The organism is Citrobacter sp. Cpo040 (assembly GCF_030332915.1).
Taxonomy (GTDB): domain Bacteria; phylum Pseudomonadota; class Gammaproteobacteria; order Enterobacterales; family Enterobacteriaceae; genus Citrobacter; species Citrobacter portucalensis.
Window position 1 is genome coordinate 572,292 of record NZ_JAOWGX010000036.1, and the last position, 20,463, is coordinate 592,754.

General features: G+C 52.8%; 16 protein-coding genes. 9 read left to right on the plus strand and 7 right to left on the minus strand.

What is annotated here, in order from left to right; translation table 11 throughout:
• Positions 1-43: 43 nt before the first annotated feature.
• From OGX86_RS17585 to OGX86_RS17600, 4 genes are all read right to left on the minus strand, one after another.
• Complete coding sequence (locus OGX86_RS17585; RefSeq protein ID WP_103015135.1) at positions 44-1,306, minus strand: DUF1479 domain-containing protein; 1,263 nt, start codon at positions 1,304-1,306, stop codon at positions 44-46.
• 152 nt (positions 1,307-1,458) lie between these two features.
• The gene (locus OGX86_RS17590) at positions 1,459-2,274 is read right to left on the minus strand and encodes a Cof-type HAD-IIB family hydrolase (RefSeq protein WP_032942782.1); all 816 of its coding nucleotides are present in this window, start codon (positions 2,272-2,274) and stop codon (positions 1,459-1,461) included.
• 224 nt (positions 2,275-2,498) lie between these two features.
• Entirely contained in the window at positions 2,499-4,931 is a 2,433-nt protein-coding gene (locus OGX86_RS17595) for a glycyl radical protein (RefSeq protein WP_286640325.1), read from the minus strand.
• A 5-nt stretch (positions 4,932-4,936) separates the two neighbouring features.
• On the minus strand, positions 4,937-5,836 hold the full coding sequence (locus OGX86_RS17600) for a glycyl-radical enzyme activating protein (protein ID WP_103015132.1): 900 nt from the start codon (positions 5,834-5,836) through the stop codon (positions 4,937-4,939).
• Positions 5,837-5,968: 132 nt separating this feature from the next.
• Here OGX86_RS17600 and fsa point away from each other — a divergent pair, with 132 nt between their 5' ends.
• The gene (fsa, locus tag OGX86_RS17605) at positions 5,969-6,631 is read left to right on the plus strand and encodes a fructose-6-phosphate aldolase (RefSeq protein WP_048225993.1); all 663 of its coding nucleotides are present in this window, start codon (positions 5,969-5,971) and stop codon (positions 6,629-6,631) included.
• A gap of 86 nt (positions 6,632-6,717) precedes the next feature.
• Here fsa and moeB read toward each other — a convergent pair whose 3' ends face one another.
• Entirely contained in the window at positions 6,718-7,467 is a 750-nt protein-coding gene (gene moeB, locus OGX86_RS17610) for a molybdopterin-synthase adenylyltransferase MoeB (RefSeq protein WP_048225992.1), read from the minus strand.
• On the minus strand, positions 7,467-8,702 hold the full coding sequence (gene moeA / locus OGX86_RS17615) for a molybdopterin molybdotransferase MoeA (protein WP_048214602.1): 1,236 nt from the start codon (positions 8,700-8,702) through the stop codon (positions 7,467-7,469). Before moeA ends, moeB begins: the two co-directional genes overlap by 1 nt.
• Before the next feature lie 174 nt (positions 8,703-8,876).
• On the opposite strand from moeA, the gene OGX86_RS17620 reads away from it, so the two are divergent.
• The 6 genes from OGX86_RS17620 (at position 8,877) to gsiD (ending at position 16,128) form a co-directional block, all read left to right on the plus strand.
• Positions 8,877-9,665 carry an aminoglycoside adenylyltransferase family protein gene (locus tag OGX86_RS17620; protein WP_213785928.1) on the plus strand — a complete coding sequence of 263 codons (789 nt, stop codon included), beginning with the start codon at positions 8,877-8,879 and terminating at the stop codon, positions 9,663-9,665.
• 191 nt (positions 9,666-9,856) lie between these two features.
• Complete coding sequence (iaaA, locus tag OGX86_RS17625) at positions 9,857-10,822, plus strand: beta-aspartyl-peptidase (protein WP_136391660.1); 966 nt, start codon at positions 9,857-9,859, stop codon at positions 10,820-10,822.
• On the plus strand, positions 10,809-12,680 hold the full coding sequence (gsiA, locus tag OGX86_RS17630) for a glutathione ABC transporter ATP-binding protein GsiA (protein WP_123268273.1): 1,872 nt from the start codon (positions 10,809-10,811) through the stop codon (positions 12,678-12,680). Before iaaA ends, gsiA begins: the two co-directional genes overlap by 14 nt.
• A gap of 28 nt (positions 12,681-12,708) precedes the next feature.
• Positions 12,709-14,247, plus strand: a complete 1,539-nt coding sequence (gene gsiB / locus OGX86_RS17635) for a glutathione ABC transporter substrate-binding protein GsiB (RefSeq protein WP_079936827.1) — start codon at positions 12,709-12,711, stop codon at positions 14,245-14,247.
• 46 nt (positions 14,248-14,293) lie between these two features.
• Positions 14,294-15,214, plus strand: a complete 921-nt coding sequence (gene gsiC, locus OGX86_RS17640) for a glutathione ABC transporter permease GsiC (RefSeq protein WP_008784225.1) — start codon at positions 14,294-14,296, stop codon at positions 15,212-15,214.
• Between the two features lie 2 nt (positions 15,215-15,216).
• The gene (gsiD, locus tag OGX86_RS17645; protein ID WP_032942798.1) at positions 15,217-16,128 is read left to right on the plus strand and encodes a glutathione ABC transporter permease GsiD; all 912 of its coding nucleotides are present in this window, start codon (positions 15,217-15,219) and stop codon (positions 16,126-16,128) included.
• A 92-nt stretch (positions 16,129-16,220) separates the two neighbouring features.
• On the opposite strand, the gene rimO is transcribed toward gsiD, so the two are convergent.
• Complete coding sequence (rimO, locus tag OGX86_RS17650; protein WP_003831616.1) at positions 16,221-17,528, minus strand: 30S ribosomal protein S12 methylthiotransferase RimO; 1,308 nt, start codon at positions 17,526-17,528, stop codon at positions 16,221-16,223.
• Positions 17,529-17,759: 231 nt separating this feature from the next.
• On the opposite strand from rimO, the gene OGX86_RS17655 reads away from it, so the two are divergent.
• Both OGX86_RS17655 and glgP read left to right on the plus strand, forming a co-directional pair.
• The gene (locus OGX86_RS17655) at positions 17,760-17,945 is read left to right on the plus strand and encodes a glycine cleavage system protein T (protein WP_223240755.1); all 186 of its coding nucleotides are present in this window, start codon (positions 17,760-17,762) and stop codon (positions 17,943-17,945) included.
• A 51-nt stretch (positions 17,946-17,996) separates the two neighbouring features.
• Positions 17,997-20,447 (plus strand): glycogen phosphorylase, encoded by a 2,451-nt coding sequence (gene glgP / locus OGX86_RS17660; RefSeq protein WP_286640326.1) that lies wholly within the window; start codon positions 17,997-17,999, stop codon positions 20,445-20,447.
• Positions 20,448-20,463 lie beyond the last annotated feature (16 nt).

A 20,463-nucleotide genomic window follows, 5' to 3' on the forward strand; every position in this document is an offset into this window, starting at 1 on the left:
TGCACCTGTAACACGAGATACTTAGGGATAAGGGGATATAAAATTAAACAATCCCGAGCGCGCGTTTACCGTGGATATTCAAATCCTCCAGCGTGAAGCGTCCTTCCCAGTTAGTTTCATAATCCTCCCGTGGAAAATCACCCGGTGATGCACCTTTTTCCAGCGCGGCCTTCACTTTGTGGGCGTAGGCCAGATTCTTTTCGCACATCGGTGCGGCAGGAATGTACATCACGTTACCCCAACCCTGCTGATTTTCCACCGGTGCGACGGAGTGAATCACATCACAATGCCACCAGACGGAGTCTCCGGCGTCCAGTTGTGGAATGCTGGTTAACGCTTCAATCAGCAGAGGATGCCATTGCGTGGAAATCGGCAGCACCCGGCCGGGCGCGACGCCGCAAAGTTCATCTTCCGGCACATCGTCAAGCAATGGGCGTAACAGCACATACGCCATCGCTTCAGGGATCGGGACCACATGCAACAATCCCTGACCTGGCAGCATATCGGACAGTGCAGTCCAGCCCTGGAAGGTACGGAATACCGAACATTTGGTGGTGTTATCCACCGTATACTCTTCTACCTCAGTGCGATGCGCCGCCTGCCACGGATCGTAATCTTCCAGCTTGCCATTGAAAACATGAGCAAAGACCTGCTGATATGCCGGAAGAAGCCAGCGTTCCAGCGCGCCGGAATCCGTATGCGCGCCCAGCCCTTTAGACGTGGTTCCCGGCGGTCGACGGCGAATGCGGTCAGGGTAAATAACGCTGATATCCGGGTTAAACCATTGTTTACCTTCGCTTGTAAAGGTCCACAAACGATTGAGGAACGACTGTGCATTGGCCATTTCTTCACTCTGGCGGGCCTGCATCTGCGCCTGGGACCAGTAGATGGGGTAGATTTCAGGCCGTGATGCGCTCAGAGTACCGAAGAAATTATCGCCGGGTCCTTTATAGACGTCGTCAAAGTGGTTGCGGTCCAGATAGTCCAGCATTGAGCTGTCCCATCCGAGAGCCTGTTCGCGAGGGAAATGACCTTTAATGACTGCGCATCCGCGACGCTTAATTTCTTCACGCTGCTCTGCACTTACGTGGCCTGCTTTGATATCTGCATAAGATATCACTGGCCACACTGGGGCACCTTGCGCTTTGAGGGCGTTGATTTCCGCCACGCGGGTGGCGATAGCATCGCTCAACTGATTGAAGATTAACTGAACATCCCCAAGCTGTGCCCGCAGTTGCTGTTTCATCTGCCGGATTGCCGCTTTGTGATCGGCAGGCAGCGTGTCGCTGGTAAAAGTAAAAGCCATATCCACCTCGCATTAACTTTCATTCGAAACTTAACTAACTTACAGATGATAATATAAGTTAAAATTTAGTTAACGCAAGTTTAAAACTTGATGGAGTGAGCAAAATAGAAAAAGAGTGAAAACCGGGATGAGGGATACCCCGGTTGGCAGGATTAGACGTTAAAAGGGGAGGTGTTATCCAGCACAGCCTGAATTACGTTCAGCGCGCCCTGATGGTTATTGTCGTCGGTCTGATAGCGAGCAATCGCTTTGATATTCTCTGCCGCGTTGGCCATGGCGAAAGAGTAGTGCGCCATTTTCAGCATTTCCGCGTCGTTTCCGCTATCGCCAATGGCGACTACGTTTTGCGGTGACAGGTTCCAGCGTTTAAGCAGGCGGCTGATCCCGTTGGCTTTATGTAGACCCGGAATGATCAGATCGATAAACCCGAAGCCGCTGGTGACGGGCTTCATAATGCCGTCCAGCGCAGCATGCAGGTGATCGATAACCAATGGGATTTGTTGGTCCGGTAAATTTAGCGAGAACTTGAACAGCACATCATCGATATCCTGATAATCCTTTACGGGTTTCAGGCGATGGTAGTGTTTTGACATCAATGCGACAAAGGACTCCGGCGCATTTTCGCTAACGTAAGCGCTTTGCAGCCCACAAGCCACAAAGTTGAGCTGCTTATCTTTTAGTAGTTCACCAATGACAATACGGGATTCGTGGCGGGTAAGCTCGCCGTGAAACAGCTGTTTGCCATGTTCAAAGACCAAAGCCCCGTTCTCAGCGACAAAAGAAATTTCCTCTTTGAGCTCCGGGAAAAAGGAGATCAGCTGGTAATACTGGTTACCGCTGGCCACGACAAATTCGATATTTCGTTTTTTCAGTTCCAGATACTGCGCCATAAAACGTGCACGATCGTATTTCTTGGCGTCGTCGAGAAAAGTTCCGTCCATATCGGTGACGATAACTTTGATGGTCATAAAGATAGGCTCCTGGCGATTACTGCAACCAGAAACATTCTAATAACAATGTGACCTGTAGCACAAATTTAATTTCGAATGAAAGTAAAAAGCCGGATGGTAGCTTCGCCTTACCCGGCTACGGGAAGAATCGTTGTAGGCCGGATAAGCGTCAGCGTATCCGGCAATGGGGAGGGTGGCGTGCCGGATGGCGGTGTGGAATCTCATCCGGCCGACAATATTGTTTACAGCATATGTTCAGTACGCGCGATGATGTCGTCTTGCGCATCCGGAGAAAGCGCAGTGAAAAAGGCGGAATAACCTGCGACACGGACCACCAGGTCACGATATTGATCCGGGTGTTTTTTGGCTTCCAGCAGCGTTTCACGGGAGACAATGTTGTACTGAATATGCCAGCCTTTGTGCTCTTCGAAGAAGGTACGCAGCAGGATCATCAGCTTTTGCTTATCGGATTCATTTTCCAGCGTGGCCGGGTTGAGCTTCTGATTTAACAGCACGCCGCCGAGAATCGAACCGGTCGGCAGTTTACCCACCGAACCAATTACCGCCGTTGGGCCGAGATGGTCCGTACCGGAGGCCGGGCTAGCGCCTTCTGCCAGCGGAGTGTGTGCTTTACGGCCATCCGGCGTTGCCATCGTTGCTGCGCCAAACGGCACGTTTGCCGAAATAGATGAGGTCCCGGCGTAGTAATTGCCGCCAACCGGGCCACGTCCGTAACGCGGATTATGATACTGTTTCAGTTCATCGATATAGGTCTGATAAGCGCGGGCCAGCAGCGTATCAACGCTATCGTCATCGTTGCCGTATTTCGGCGCGCCGTTGATCAGTCGTTGGCGTAACTGCTCATGGGTCAGACCGTCAAAATCATCGGCCAGCGCGGCGGCCAGCTGTTGTTGACCAATAGCGCCCTGTTCAAAGACCAGTTTCTTCACTGCTGCTAGGCTATTACCGAGGTTGGCAATACCCACCTGCAAACCCGATACCCAGTCATACTTCGCGCCGCCTTGCTTAATGCTTTTCGCCCGTTCAATGCAGTCGTCTACCAGCGCGGAACACAGAATATCGTGCACGTTCTCTTCCAGCATGGTGTCGACGACATACTCAATTTCTATGGATTTACGCGTGTAGTAGCGGATTTGCGTATCCCAGGCATCCATCACTTCGTCGAAATTGTTGAAGTTACCAGCCGAGAGCGCTTTTTCCTGTGGCAGAAAGACTTTGCCACTGGTGGCATCACGCCCACCTTCCAGTGCCGCCAGCATCACGCGGGCAAAGTTAATAAAGCTCATGCCGGTGCAACGGTAGCCCCATTTGCCGCCAACGGCGGTTTCGATACACCCAATGGCCGCATAGTCATAGGCATCCTGCGGTTCAATGCCCAACTTAATGAATTCCGGTATGACGATTTCATCGTTGTTAAAGGCTGGCATCCCGAAACCGCAGCGGATCACCTGCACGCAGGCATCAAGGAAGTCATTACTCATCCCCGCGTGATAACGCACGCTCAGGTTTGGCTGCGTAGAACGCAGACGGCCACAGGACTCCAGAATCGCGTAGGAGAGCGGGTTGACGGCATCCATCGACTGGCCGTTGACCAGGTTTTGACCACCAATGGTCACGTTCTGATACAGCGGACTGCCCGCCGAGGCTTTCGAATGGGAGCCGGAACGGATTTTGTTCACTTCCAGCAGTTTCAGCCAGCAGCTGTGCAACAGTTCAATAGCGTGCTCACGATCAAGACTCTGGTTCAGCTCGACGTCGCGACGATAGAACGGGTAGAGGTATTGATCCATACGACCAAACGACACCGAGTGACCGTTTGATTCAATTTGCAGGATCAGTTGGATGAAATAGCACAACTGCAATGCCTGCCAGAACGTTTTTGGCGGCTCATGGGCGATCACATCGCAGTTTTCCGCCATGGTCAGCAGTTCATCTCGACGGCTGGTGCGGGTTTCCGTGGACGCCATTTTACGCGCCAGCGCGGCAAAGCGCTCAATGTGAAGGCTGACGGCTTCCAGCACGATATCAATCGCTTTCAGGAACTGATCGCCATGGAGGTCTTCCAGACATGTCAGATTGATGCGGGAGCGACGTTCATCGACTTTGTGACGCAGGCCGTCGAGACCTTTTTCCAGCAGCAGCGGGAAGTTTACCGCCAGGTGTGCGTCGCCGGAGGTCATGTTACCTTCGGCTTTGATAATGCCGGTTTCCAGCAGCCCTTTCTGCTCATCAGTGAACATCCCGTAGCAGCGATCCTGCACGGTTTGACCACGCCACCATGGGCACACCTCATGCAATACACGTTTGTTCTCTTCGCTTACCGCAAAGCCTGCGCCCGGTCTGTCGGCGAGGTCGTCGATCTCTTTTTCAATCCACGAGACGGTGTATTCCGGGAAAATAGGCGCGGCACGCACTTCGCTTGCCTGGTTACCAATGATCAGTTCGTCATGTTTGATCCAGATGGTGCGTTCCGCCAGATGATGAGCTAGTGCCAGTGCACGACGTACCGGGATAGGCTTATCCAGGTGTTGCTGATACATCTCGGTATAGTGCTGGGCGCGCTCGGTACAAACCGGTGGTTTCACGATGTGGATCAGGGCCGTTTTATGCGCTTTGATACGGTCGCTGAGTGTGTCCAGTTTCAGAGTGGTCATGGCGATTATCCTCGTAGGGTCGCGGTTAAACCTTTAAGGCTGGCGTACTGCTGGGCAAATTCGAGCAGTGCTGGCGCATCAAGCGGTTTATCCGGTGCGTTGTAGGGTTGACTGAGTAAGTGGTATTTGTTGATGCCAAGGGTGTGGTAGGGCAAAAAATGGATCTCACCGACGTGAAGCTCATCGGCGGCAAAATCGGTAATGGCCTGAATAGCGGCTTCGTCTGCGTTGAATCCCTGAATCAGCGGTACGCGGATAATCATTTTTTTACCGGCGGCAGCCAGTTTTTTTAGATTTTCCAGTACGCGAGAGGCACTGCCATCGGTCCATTGTTTAAACGGCGCATCCGCCACGTGTTTTAGATCGGCCAGAAACAGATCGACGTCAGGTAATGATGGTTCAATATACTTCCACGGGACATGCAGACAGGTTTCGACCGCGGTATGAATGCCTGCGTCGTGGCTGGCTTTGAATAATTCTGCCGCCAGTTCTGGCTGCATAAACGGTTCACCGCCGGACAGGGTGAGGCCTCCGCCACTGCGGTCGTAAAACGGTTTATCTCGCAATACGGTCGCCATGATATCGTCCACGCTTTTTACCTCTCCGCAGACGGTTAACGCCTGAGTCGGACAGCAGTCGGTCAGTACGGTGAGAGCGTCATCGGTCAGTTTTTCGCGATGAATAAGTAATCCGCCCAGCGCCCGTTCAATCACCGCGGGTGCAGCCTGAGCACAGAGATCGCAACCGTCGAGGCACAAACGCGCGTCATAAAGCAGGTCCTGCGTACGGGCGCGGCTTTCCGGATTCTGGCACCACCGACAGCCCAGGGAGCATCCCTTAAGGAACACCACGGTACGAATACCGGGACCATCATGCGTGGAGTAGCGCTGGATATTGAAAATCATAAGCGACCTCTCTTCTTTCGTATAAAGATTAAATTACTTTCGAATGAAAGTTATATTGACGTGCGTCAACTAACCGTGAGGTTTCGCCGTGCTACCTTTTATTCATGCTAATTATTCGTTTGAGGAAAGGTTATGGAACTCTATTTAGATACGTCGGATGTTGCCGCTGTCAAAGCTCTGGCGCGTATTTTTCCGTTGGCCGGGGTGACCACTAACCCGAGCATTGTGGCGGCAGGGAACCAGACGCTGGAAGTACTACTGCCGCAACTGCAGGAAGCGATGGGGGGACAAGGCCGTCTGTTTGCTCAGGTGATGGCGACGACCGCCGAAGGTATGGTCAGCGATGCGCGTAAACTGCGGACAATCATTGCGGATATCGTGGTCAAAGTACCAGTGACGGCAGAAGGTCTGGCGGCGATTAAGCTTCTAAAAGAAGAAGGGATCCCGACGCTGGGTACCGCGGTATACGGTGCTGCTCAAGGGTTATTGGCTGCTCTGGCGGGTGCGGAATACGTTGCGCCTTACGTTAACCGCGTGGATGCGCAAGGAGGGGATGGCATTCAGACGGTGACCGACCTGCAGACGTTACTGAAAATGCATGCCCCGCACGCCAAAGTACTGGCGGCCAGTTTTAAAACACCGCGTCAGGCGCTGGATTGTCTGCTGGCGGGCTGCGAGTCCATCACGCTACCGCTGGACGTTGCTCAGCAGATGATTAGCTCTCCGGCGGTTGATGCTGCCGTCGCGAAGTTTGAGCACGACTGGCAGAGCGCATTCGGTCGCACGTCGATCTGATGCTGTTGCCGGGTGGTGCTAACGCTTACCCGGCCTACGTTCGAGCCGTTGTAGGTCGGGTAAGGCGAAGCCGTCACCCGACTTTTTTACCGACTACAAACCTCACATCCCGGGTTGCGCATCAGCTTCATTTCGCGAAACTGGCAGGTCATGGCATCGTACATGACGATTTTTCCGGATGCCGGTTTACCGTAGTTTGCCAGTAGCTTAATGGCTTCCATCGCCTGTAACGATCCGATCACGCCGATCAGCGGGGCCATCACTCCGGCTTCTACGCAGGTCAGGGCATTTTCACCGAACAGACGACTCAGGCAACGGTAGCAGGGCTCACCGTCCTGGTATGTAAATACGGTAATTTGTCCTTCCATGCGAATAGCTGCACCGGAAACCAGCGGGACTCTGGCGGCAAAACATCCGGCATTCAGCTGATTGCGGATGCTGACGTTATCCGTACAGTCCAGCACCAAATCGTGTTCGGTAATAAGCGCGTGAATCTCGCTATCGTCAAGCAGCGCATTCACCGGCGTAATGGCGATATAAGGGTTAATCCGCGCTAGCGCGTCACGGGCGGATAGCACTTTGGGTTGCCCGACTGTTGCATCGCTGTGCAGCGTCTGGCGTTGGAGGTTTGACACGGAGACCGTGTCAAAGTCGAGCAGGGTTAAATGCCCGACGCCAGCGCCCGCAAGGTACTGGGTTGCTGCGCATCCCAGTCCCCCCAGACCAACGACCAGTACCCGCGCATCTTTGAGCGCTTCCTGACCTTCGAAATCGAAGCCGCGCAGAATGATTTGCCGGTTATAGCGCATCATCTCCTGGTCGCTGAGTTCTGCCATTACAGGCCTCCAAACAATGCGTTAAACGGCTCTACCTCAACCCATTCTCCGGCCTCAACGTTACCGCGATCGCGCTCCAGCACGATAAAGCAGTTGCCCTGGCTAAAGGAGCTAAAAATATGCGAGCCCTGGTGTCCGGTGGTGGTGACTTCCAGTTCGCCTTCCGCGGTACGCTGCAATACACCACGTTGAAAATCCAGACGCCCTGGCGTTTTCTTCAGGCGTGAGGCGGTGCGCACGCGCTGGCGCGCAGGCAACCCACAGGCGGTGTTGCCGCTGAGTTTCGCCAGCATCGGTTGCACCAGCTGATAAAAGGTGAGGGCCGCAGAAACCGGATTACCCGGCAGGCCGCAAAACCAGCTGTTGCTCAGTTTACCAAACGCGAACGGTTTACCGGGTTTGATGGCCAGCTTCCAGAAGGCAATTTCTCCCAGCTCTTCCAGAATGGTTTTGGTGTAATCCGCTTCGCCTACCGAAACGCCGCCAGAGCTGATGACGACGTCGGCCTGGCTGTCGGCTTCGATAAATGCGGCTCGCAGCGCGTTGGGATCGTCGCGAATAATTCCTAAGTTGATCACTTCGCAGCCCAGCTGCTGCAGCATCAGGTGAACGGTCAGACGGTTTGTATCATAAATCTGCCCGTCGCCCAGCGGTTGACCCGGCAGTTGCAGCTCATCACCGGTGGAAAACAACGCCACGCGAACTTTGCGCACAACCGGTACTTCGGCAATGCCGAGCGAGGCCAGAACCGGAAGCTCAGCGGTTGTCAGACGAGTTCCGGTGGGGAATACCACCGCGCCGTTTGCGATATCTTCACCGCGCAGACGAATATTTTGTCCGCTGCGGACCTCGGCGGTAAAACGCACACCGTCGTCAGTTTGTTCCGTTTGCTCCTGCATGACCACTGCTTCACAACCGGCAGGCACCGGGGCACCGGTCATAATGCGGATGCAGGTTCCCGCAGGCCACTCGCCGTGGAATGGTTGACCAGCAAAGGCTTTGCCAGCCACCGCAAGAGGCTGGTCTGATTGTAAATCGGCTAATCGCACCGCATAGCCATCCATTGCCGAGTTATCGAATCCCGGCACATCGATCGGGGAGATGACGTCGGTGGCCAGAATGCGGCCAAAGCATTGAACCAGCGGCAGCGTTTCGACGGCGGTGAGTGGGGTAATACGCGAAAGCATCTGAGAGAGAGCCGTTTCAAGCGGCATCAGTCCGGCGGTAAATTCCATGAGAAGACTCCTGCGGGGCAAAATCGAATCCGCTCATTATGTCAGAAAATGGACGCGGACAGTATGCTACCTCAGGCTTAGGATCCGATCTGAGACAGGTTTTCTGCCAGAGAATAGCGCTACAGGAAAAATGCAGTATAGACTCATTATTTCTGCTTTTTTCCAGGAGGCTAAATGGCTGCGACTATCCCGAATTCAATTCGACAACAGGTGAATGCCGCCAGTGCACTGATTGCGCGGATTATCGAGGGCGACCTGGTTGCTGTTCATTTGTATGGCTCTGCTGTTGAAGGTGGCTTAAAGCCCCAAAGCGATATCGATTTACTGGTTACCATTAGGCAGCCACTGAATACCCGGCAAATAAAAGATCTGATGCAGGGGTTTCTGGAAATATCAGCACCGCCTGGCAGCGTTGATAACTATCGGGCGCTGGAAGTGACCATCGTGGTCTATTCACAACTTGTGCCGTGGCAATTCCCACCGTCAAGAGAAATGCAATTTGGCGAATGGTTGCGTGACGATATTCGCGCGGGAATTTTTGAACCGAGACAGGTGGATCCTGATCTTTCCATCCTGCTGACCCAGGCCCGGCGCGTCAGCGTAGCGTTGTTCGGTGAACCCGCTGAGACGTTATTCAACGTCATCCCTTTTAGCGATGTCTTGCAAACGTTTCGGCATATCCTTGATATGTGGCAGAAACCGGGCGATTTAGAGGGTGACGAGCGAAATATCATCCTTACTCTGGCGCGTATTTGGTACAGCGTAGTTACGGGCAATATTGTCGCTAAAGATGAAGCCGCCTCCTGGCTTATACCGCAATTACCCGATGAGTATGCTGATACGCTGCAAGCCGCACGTGCGGAATACCTGGGGTTAACCAAAAAGAACTGGGCTGCGTCTATGCCATCTGTTGAACGCTTTGTGTTTTATGCAAAAAAACAGATTGCCGATCGGCTTGAATAATATATTCAACGATGTTGGAAGATACTCTTTCTGTTTAACTCATCTAAATAACCTGATGGGATGGGGCGTGAGGTACGGGCCTTTACCTTTACATGACGTCTGCATCTTTCTATATTCAAAAATCGAATCAATAAGTCACAGAAATTCTGATATTTATAACCCCGGTACCTGCCACCTAATGGACGAAAAAAATGGGTAAAGCAGTCATTGCAATTCACGGCGGCGCAGGGGCTATCACCCGTTCGCAGCTGAGTCAGGAGCAAGAGTTGCGTTATATACAGGCGCTGTCGGATATCGTTGAAACCGGTCAGCGGATGCTTGAGGACGGTCGTAACGCACTGGATGTCGTTACCGAAGCCGTGCGCCTGCTGGAAGAGTGTCCGTTGTTTAATGCCGGAATTGGCGCGGTGTATACCCGTGATGAAACCCATGAACTGGATGCCTGCGTGATGGACGGTAACACGCTGAATGCGGGAGCCGTCGCCGGAGTCAGCCATTTACGCAATCCGATTCTCGCGGCGCGCCTGGTAATGGAACACAGCCCACACGTCATGATGATAGGTGAAGGGGCTGAAAACTTTGCCATTGCGCAGGGTATGGAGCGCGTATCAGCGGATATTTTCTCGACGCCAGAACGCTACGCTCAACTACTGGCGGCGCGAACAGTGGGTGACACGGTGCTGGACCATAGCGCGAGCCCGCTGGATGAAAACAACAAAATGGGTACCGTGGGGGCGGTCGCGTTAGATATGTTTGGCAATCTGGCGGCCGCAACATCGACCGGGGGGATGACCAACAAATTACCGGGGCGGGTGGGTGACAGTCCGTTGGTCGGCGCAGGCTGTTATGCCAATAACGCAAGTGTGGCAGTCTCCTGCACCGGAACCGGGGAAGTCTTTATTCGTGCGCTGGCGGCCTATGACATTGCGGCGTTGATGGACTATGGCGGCCTGAGTTTATCCGAAGCGTGTGAACGCGTAGTGATGGAAAAATTACCGGCGCTTGGCGGCAGTGGCGGTTTAATTGCTATCGATCATGAGGGCAACGTGGCCTTGCCGTTTAATAGCGAAGGCATGTACCGCGCCTGGGGATACGCAGGCGATACGCCAACCACCGGTATTTATCGGGAAAAAGGAGATAGCGTTGCCACACAGTGATGAGCTTGATGCCAGCGACGTGCTGGCAGTCAGCAATCTGAATATTGCCTTTGAACAGGAGCAGCAGCGTGTCAGCGCAGTGCGTAATCTGTCATTTCGCCTGAAGCGTGGCGAAACGCTGGCGATTGTTGGTGAGTCCGGTTCAGGAAAGTCGGTGACAGCCTTGTCGCTGATGCGTCTGATTGAACAAGCAGGCGGCGAGGTAAGCTGCGATGAAATGCTGCTGCGACGCCGCAATCGGCAGGTTATTGAGCTGGGTGAGCAGAGCGCGTCGCAGATGCGTCACGTACGCGGCGCGGATATCGCCATGATCTTCCAGGAGCCGATGACATCGCTCAATCCGGTATTCACCGTGGGTGAGCAGATTGCCGAGTCAATCCGTTTGCATCAGGGGGCCAGTCACGAAGAGGCGATGGTGGAAGCTAAACGGATGCTCGATCAGGTCCGTATCCCTGAGGCGAAGGCGATTTTATCGCGTTATCCGCACCAGCTTTCCGGCGGCATGCGTCAGCGGGTGATGATCGCCATGGCGCTGTCTTGTCGCCCTGCGGTTTTAATTGCCGATGAGCCGACCACCGCGCTGGATGTCACTATCCAGGCGCAGATCCTGCAACTGATAAAAGTGTTGCAGCAGGATATGTCGATGGGCGTGATTTTTATTACCCACGATATGGGCGTCGTGGCGGATATTGCCGACCGCGTGCTGGTGATGTATCAAGGCGAGGCGGTAGAAACCGGTAGCGTTGAACAGATTTTTCACGCACCCCAGCATCCCTATACCAAAGCGCTGTTGGCAGCCGTGCCGCAGCTTGGGGCGATGAACGGACATGAACTTCCGCGCCGTTTCCCGCTTATTTCATTGCAGGATCCCAGTCATGTAGAACCGCAGACCGAGCAGGACACCGTGGTTGAAGGCGAGCCTATTCTGCGGGTACGTAATTTGGTGACGCGTTTTCCTCTGCGCAGCGGCATTCTAAATCGCGTGACTCGCGAGGTGCATGCAGTGGAAAACGTCAGCTTTGACCTGTGGCCGGGAGAAACGCTCTCGCTGGTGGGGGAGTCGGGCTGCGGGAAATCCACCACCGGGCGGGCACTGCTGCGCCTGGTTGAGTCTCAGCGTGGGGAAATCATTTTCAACGGACAACGTATTGATACCCTTGCTGCCAGCAAGTTACAGCCGCTGCGTCGGGATATTCAATTTATCTTCCAGGATCCGTATGCCTCGCTCGATCCGCGCCAGACTGTGGGATATTCCATTCTGGAGCCGCTACGGGTACATGGGTTATTGCAGGGTGACGCGGGATCAAAACGGGTTGCATGGCTGTTGGAACGTGTAGGCTTGCTGCCTGAGCATGCCTGGCGCTATCCGCACGAGTTTTCCGGCGGTCAGCGTCAGCGCATCTGTATTGCACGGGCATTGGCCCTCAATCCCAAAGTGATTATTGCTGATGAATCTGTCTCGGCGCTGGATGTTTCAATTCGTGGGCAAATCATCAACCTGATGCTCGACCTGCAGCGAGAATTGGGTATCGCATACCTGTTTATTTCTCACGATATGGCGGTGGTGGAACGGATCAGTCACCGTGTGGCGGTCATGTATCTGGGACAGATCGTTGAGATAGGCACCCGGCGGGCGGTGTTTGAAAATCCGCAACATCCGTACACTCGCAAGCTGATGGCGGCAGTTCCGGTCGCCGATCCATCGCATCACCGTCCCCAGCGCGTGCTGTTGTCGGACGATATCCCCAGCAATATTCGCAAACGTGGCGAAGAGATTTCCCCCGTTTCGCTCCAGTTAGTTGGTCCGGGGCATTATGTTGCGCGTGGGCAACCAGAAAATGCGCTTTCGCGTTTATAACAGGCAGGCAGGGTTTAAGGAGAATAACATGACAAAAATTGTTGCTCGAAAATGGCTGGTTGCTGTGGGAGTGGCCTCTGCACTGGCTGCATCGCCTGGCTGGGCCGCCAAAGATGTAGTGGTGGCCGTGGGATCCAATTTCACGACGCTCGACCCCTATGACGCGAATGACACGTTGTCGCAGGCGGTAGCGAAGTCGTTTTATCAGGGGCTGTTTGGTCTTGATAAAGAAATGAAGCTGAAAAATGTGCTCGCGGAGAGTTATACGGTTTCTGATGATGGGCTGACCTATACCCTTAAGCTGCGCCAGGGCGTGAAGTTTCAGGATGGAACTGACTTCAATGCCGATGCGGTAAAAGCTAACCTCGATCGGGCCAGTAACCCGGAAAACCATCTGAAACGTTACAACCTGTATAAGAATATCGATAAAACCGAAGTCGTTGATCCGTCGACGGTGAAGATTACGCTGAAACAGCCGTTCTCTGCCTTTATCAATATTCTGGCGCATCCGGCAACGGCGATGATTTCTCCCGCCGCGCTGGAGAAATACGGTAAGGAGATAGGTTTCCACCCAGTGGGGACCGGGCCGTACCAGCTTGATACCTGGAATCAGACGGATTTTGTGAAGGTTAAGAAGTTCGCGGGCTACTGGCAGCAAGGGCTGCCAAAGCTGGATACGATTACATGGCGTCCAGTGACCGACAACAACACGCGTGCGGCCATGCTGCAGACCGGGGAAGCGCAGTTTGCTTTCCCGATCCCTTACGAGCAGGCGGCGTTACTGGCGAAGAACAAAAACCTGGAACTGGTGGCCAGTCCGTCTATTATGCAGCGTTACATCAGCATGAACGTCACGCAAAAACCGTTCGACAACCCGAAGGTGCGTGAAGCGCTGAATTATGCCATCAACCGCCAGGCGCTGGTGAAAGTGGCTTTTGCCGGTTACGCGACGCCGGCAACCGGCGTTCTCCCCCCGTCGATAGCCTATGCGCAAAGCTATACGCCGTGGCCCTACGACCCGGCGAAAGCGCGCGAACTGCTGAAAGAAGCAGGTTATCCGAACGGTTTTACCACCACGCTATGGTCTTCGCATAACCACAGTACCGCGCAGAAAGTGCTGCAATTTACCCAGCAGCAGCTGGCGCAGGTGGGCATTAAGGCTCAGGTTACAGCGATGGATGCCGGCCAGCGTGCGGCGGAAGTTGAAGGGAAAGCGCAGAAAGAGAGCGGGGTGCGGATGTTCTACACCGGCTGGTCTGCCTCTACGGGTGAAGCTGACTGGGCGTTGTCGCCGCTGTTTGCATCACAAAACTGGCCGCCGACTCTGTTTAACACGGCGTTCTACAGCAACAAACAGGTGGACAGTGATTTAGCTGCAGCGTTGCAAACCAACGATCCGGCGCAGAAAGCGAAGCTGTACAAGGATGCGCAGGATATTATCTGGAAAGAGTCGCCGTGGATCCCGCTGGTAGTGGAAAAACTGATTTCGGCGCACAGCACCAGGTTGACCGGGTTCTGGATTATGCCGGATACCGGATTTAGTTTTGATGATGCGGATTTAAAATAAGCTATGCATTCGGCCCCTTAGCACAGGGGCCGACAAAGGGAGCCTGATGCTTAACTATGTTTTCAAGCGCCTGCTGGGGTTGATTCCAACTCTGTTGATTGTTGCGGTGCTGGTATTTTTATTTGTTCACCTGCTACCCGGCGATCCGGCCCGGCTGATTGCCGGACCGGAAGCTGACGCCGAGGTGATTGAACTGGTGCGCAAGCAGCTGGGTCTGGACCAGCCGCTGCACGTTCAGTTCTGGCATTACATGACCAACGTATTGCAAGGCGATTTTGGCACCTCGATGGTGTCTCGTCGCCCGGTTTCAGAAGAGATAGCCAGTCGTTTTATGCCATCACTATGGCTGACTATTGCCAGTATGGTGTGGGCGGTATTGTTTGGTATGACGGCGGGGATCATTGCTGCCGTATGGCGCAATCGTTGGCCGGACAGATTAAGCATGACGCTGGCGGTCACCGGGATCTCGTTCCCGGCGTTTGCGCTTGGCATGCTGCTGATGCAGATATTCTCTGTTGAACTTGGTTGGTTGCCTACCGTGGGCGCAGACACCTGGCTGCACTACGTCCTCCCGTCTATTACGCTGGGCGCGGCGGTGGCTGCGGTGTTAGCTCGATTTACTCGCGCCTCGTTTGTTGATGTGCTCAGCGAAGATTATATGCGCACCGCGCGGGCTAAAGGGGTGAGTGAAACTTGGGTGGTGTTAAAACATGGTCTGCGTAATGCGATGATCCCGGTGGTCACCATGATGGGACTACAGTTTGGCTTTTTGCTTGGTGGATCAATCGTGGTTGAGAAGGTGTTCAATTGGCCCGGGCTTGGGCGGCTGTTGGTGGACTCCGTCGAAATGCGCGACTACCCGGTGATTCAGGCCGAGGTGCTGTTGTTTTCTCTGGAATTTATTCTTATTAACTTAGTGGTGGATGTGCTCTACGCTGCCATTAATCCGGCTATCAGGTACAAGTAAGGATGCGATTTTTTAACTGGCGCCGACAGGCGATTTTAAATGCGATGCCCCTTGTTAAGCCAGAGCAGATACGCACACCGTGGCATGAGTTCTGGCGTCGGTTCCGTCGACAGCACATGGCGATGGTCGCTGGGCTGTTTGTATTGCTCCTGATCGTGGTAGCGATTTTTGCCCGCTGGCTGACGCCATTTGATGCCGAGAATTACTTCGATTATGACCGTCTGAATGACGGGCCATCGATGCTGCACTGGTTTGGCGTTGACTCACTGGGACGGGATATCTTTAGCCGCGTGCTGGTTGGGGCGCAAATCTCGCTGGCGGCAGGGGTCTTTGCCGTATTTATTGGCGCGGCGATTGGTACGGTTCTGGGTCTGCTGGCGGGGTACTACGAAGGCTGGTGGGATCGACTGATCATGCGAATCTGCGATGTGCTGTTCGCCTTTCCGGGGATATTGCTGGCGATAGCCGTGGTCGCCGTGCTGGGCAGCGGTATTGCTAACGTGATCATTGCCGTGGCCATTTTCTCCATTCCAGCCTTCGCGCGCCTGGTGCGTGGGAATACGCTGGTGCTGAAGCAACAGACGTTTATTGAGTCTGCGCGTAGTATTGGTGCCAGCGATGCGACCATCATCTTCAACCATATTCTGCCTGGAACGGTCTCATCGATCGTGGTCTTTTTTACCATGCGAATTGGCACGTCGATCATCTCTGCCGCGAGCCTGTCATTTCTGGGATTAGGCGCACAGCCGCCGACGCCGGAGTGGGGGGCAATGCTTAATGAAGCGCGAGCTGATATGGTGATCGCACCGCACGTGGCGATTTTCCCGGCGGTAGCGATATTCCTGACGGTGCTGGCGTTTAACTTACTGGGAGATGGTCTGCGTGACGCGCTGGACCCGAAGATAAAAGGGTAAACCGTAGGCCTGATAAGACGCTTCAGCGTCGCCATCAGGCATTGCCGGATGCGGCATAAATGCCTTATCCGGCCTACGTTGGGTTACGCTAATTAAACGCGGGTGCCCCACAGATCGTATTCATCTGCGTTTTCGACCTTCACGCGGATGATATCGCCAGGTTTCACCTTGGTTTCACCATTCAGGTATACCGCGCCGTCGATTTCTGGAGCATCAGCCATGCTACGACCAATTGCGCCTTCTTCGTCAACTTCATCAACGATAACCAGAATCTCGCGGCCCACTTTCTCTTGCAAACGTTCAGCAGAGATCTGCTGCTGCAATTGCATAAAGCGGTTCCAGCGTTCTTCTTTCACCTCTTCCGGGATTTGATCCGGCAGGTCATTAGCGCCAGCGCCTTCTACCGGGCTGTATTTAAAGCAGCCCACGCGATCCAGACGCGCTTCCTTCAGGAAGTCGAGCAACATCTGGAAGTCTTCTTCCGTTTCACCCGGGAAACCAACAATGAAAGTGGATCGCAACGTCAGTTCAGGGCAGATTTCACGCCACTGCTTGATGCGCGCCAGCTGTCTGTCCACGGAGCCCGGGCGTTTCATCAGTTTAAGAATACGCGGGCTGGCATGCTGTAACGGGATGTCCAGATACGGCAGGATTTTGCCTTCCGCCATCAGCGGGATCACATCATCAACGTGCGGGTAAGGGTAGACGTAATGCAGGCGCGTCCAGATCCCCAGTTTTGATAACTGTTCGCACAGATCAACCATGCTGGTTTTGACCGGCTCGCCGTTATGGAAACCGGTACGATGCTTCACATCTACACCGTACGCCGAGGTATCCTGAGAAATTACCAGAATCTCTTTCACGCCCGCATCGACCAGACGCTTGGCTTCGCTAAGGACGTCGCCAATCGGACGGCTCACCAGATCGCCGCGCATGGAGGGAATAATGCAGAACGTGCAGCGGTGGTTACAGCCCTCGGAAATCTTCAGATAGGCGTAATGGCGAGGAGTCAGCTTGACGCCCTGCTCAGGAACCAGACTCTGGAACGGGTTGTGTTTTGGTTTTGGCACATAGTGGTGAACGTGCTCCAGAACCTGTTCATAGCTATGCGGCCCGGTGATTTCCAGCACCTTCGGGTGGACTTCACGGATCTGATCGACTTTCGCGCCCAGACAGCCGGTGACGATCACCTTACCGTTCTCGTTCAGCGCTTCGCCAATTGCTTCCAGGGACTCCTGAACCGCACTGTCGATAAAGCCGCAGGTATTAACGATAACCATATCCGCGTCGTCGTAGCTTGGCACAACATCATAGCCTTCGGTACGAAGTTCGGTCAGGATGCGCTCAGAATCGACGAGGTTTTTCGGACAACCTAGTGATATAAAACCAATTTTTGCCATTTTCTTATACTGTACATTGCTCGTAATCGGGGGATTATACAGATGCCTTCACGGTACATCTATATCTGATCAGCATAAGACGGAGAGAATAAAGAGCGATACCTATAAAGAGTAGATCGGTCAGTGAAAGGTGTTTAGTGAGTCTAATTCCGGCTTTAAGTGCCGCTTCTTGGCTATAGACACTCATTATCGTAAATTTTATCTCGTCGAGCGTTACTAATGAGGTTAAATTTGAAAGATATTGTTTTGAAGTCGAAACTTGAAATGGCTAAAACTCTTTATGCTAATGGTGTGAGTTTATATTATATCTCGCTTGCCACAGGCTTAAGTTGGCGTGTATTAATGACAGAATTAACGTTTATCGCCAGTCATGAAAATATTCGACAAAAAGCTAACGCTCACGTACCCAAACTTTAAATAATTCACCTGTCTATTACCATCCTACAAAATTTGAAAGGTAACGTTAATATGTATATTTCGCCACTTCCGGTCGTCACGGACTCTGATGTTGATAAACTTAGAGATGATATTGCTAATAAACTTTTATTCATAATTGGCAAAGATCCCGCAATCGCCACGAAACGGGAGTGGCTTAATGCGACGTTATATGCGGTACGCGATCGGATGGTCGAGCGCTGGCACCGTTCTAATCGGGCGCAATTCTCTCAGGATGCGCGCCAGGTATATTATCTGTCGATGGAATTTTTAATTGGTCGTACGCTATCCAATGCATTGCTCTCTTTAGGTATTTATGACGAAGTCAGAAGCGCGCTGGAGGCAATGGGGCTTGAACTGGAAGAACTGATTGACGAAGAAAACGATCCCGGATTAGGTAATGGTGGTCTCGGTCGTCTGGCGGCCTGCTTCCTTGATTCACTGGCGACGCTTGGGTTGCCGGGATGTGGATACGGTATTCGTTATAACTACGGTATGTTCAAACAAAATATCGTTAACGGTGTACAAAAAGAGTCGCTCGATTATTGGCTGGAATACGGTAATCCCTGGGAGTTTAAACGTCATAATACGCATTATAAAGTACGTTTTGGCGGGCGTGTTCAACAGGAGGGGAATAAAACCCGCTGGCTTGAAACCGAGGATATTCTGGCCGTGGCGCATGATCAAATTATTCCAGGTTATGCGACGGACACGACTAATACGTTGCGCTTGTGGAACGTGCAGGTGAATAGCGAAGTTAATGCGGGCAAACTGAATCAGCAGGACGACTTTGCTACTGAAGTGGAAAACAAATACCACTTCGATCGTATCTCGCGGGTTTTGTACCCGGATGATTCCACCGATGCGGGGCGTGAATTGCGTTTACGCCAGGCCTATTTCCTGGCCTCGGCGACGATTCAGGATATTCTGAGTCGTCATTATCAGTTGCACAAAACCTACGACAATCTGGCCGATAAAATTGCGATTCACCTTAATGATACGCATCCGGTACTGGCGATCCCTGAGTTGATGCGTTTATTGATTGATCATCATCAGTTTAGTTGGGATAACGCGTTTGACGTGACTTGTCAGATTTTTTCTTATACCAACCATACGTTGATGAGTGAGGCGCTGGAGACCTGGCCAGTAGAAATGCTAAGTCGAATTTTGCCGCGCCATTTGCAGATTATTTTTGAGATTAACGATCGTTTTCTGAAGACCTTACAGGAACGTTATCGTAATGACAGCGATCTGCTAAAACGTGTGTCGTTAATTGATGAGTCCAATGGTCGTGTGGTGCGTATGGCCTGGCTGGCGGTAGTTGTCAGTCATAAGGTAAACGGCGTGTCGGCATTGCATTCAAAACTGATGACCGAATCACTGTTTGCAGATTTTGCGAATATTTTTCCCCTGCGTTTCACCAACGTAACCAATGGTGTGACTGCGCGTCGTTGGCTGGCGCTGGCGAATCCACCGCTTGCCAAAGTGCTGGACGAAAATATCGGTGACAGCTGGCGGACTAAATTAATGCAGTTGGGCGAGCTGAAGCAGTTTATAGATTATCCGTCGGTGAATGAGGCTGTGCATCGTGCGAAACGTAAAAATAAGCAGCGACTGGCGCACCATATTGCCACCCACTATGGCGTGGTGGTGAATCCTGATGCGCTGTTTGATGTGCAGGTGAAACGCATCCACGAGTACAAGCGGCAACTCATGAATGTGCTCCACGTTATTACACGCTATAACCGAATTAAAGCCGCGCCGGATGCCAACTGGGGACCGCGAGTGAATATCTTTGCCGGAAAAGCAGCCTCCTCTTATCACATGGCAAAACAAATTATTCGCTTGATTAACGATGTGGCGCAGTTAGTCAATAACGATCCGCAGATTGGCGGCAAACTGAAAGTAGTGTTTATCCCGGATTACAGCGTCAGTCTCGCTCAGCTAATTATTCCGGCAGCCGATCTGTCAGAGCAAATTTCCCTGGCCGGGACGGAAGCCTCCGGGACCAGCAATATGAAATTCGGTATGAATGGTGCGCTCACTATCGGTACGCTCGACGGTGCGAATATCGAAATGCGCGAATACGTTGGGGAAGATAACATCTTTATCTTTGGCAATACGGCGAATCAGGTTGAAACTCTGCGACGTGATGGCTATGACCCGAGGCACATCTTTGAAAAGGATGAGGAACTTCATCAGGTGTTGACGCAAATCGGTACGGGGATGTTTAGTCCGCAGGAGCCAGGGCGTTATAGGGAGGTGTTGGATTCATTGATTAACTTCGGCGACTACTATCAGGTGTTGGCAGATTACCGCAGCTATGTAGATTGTCAGGATGCGGTGGACGAGTTGTATCGTACTCCCCGGGAGTGGACGACAAAAACCATGCATAATATTGCTAACATGGGGTATTTCTCGTCGGACAGAACGGTTCAGGAATATGCCGACCATATCTGGCGCATAGCAAAAATTCGCGTGTAGTCAGTATTTCTAACGC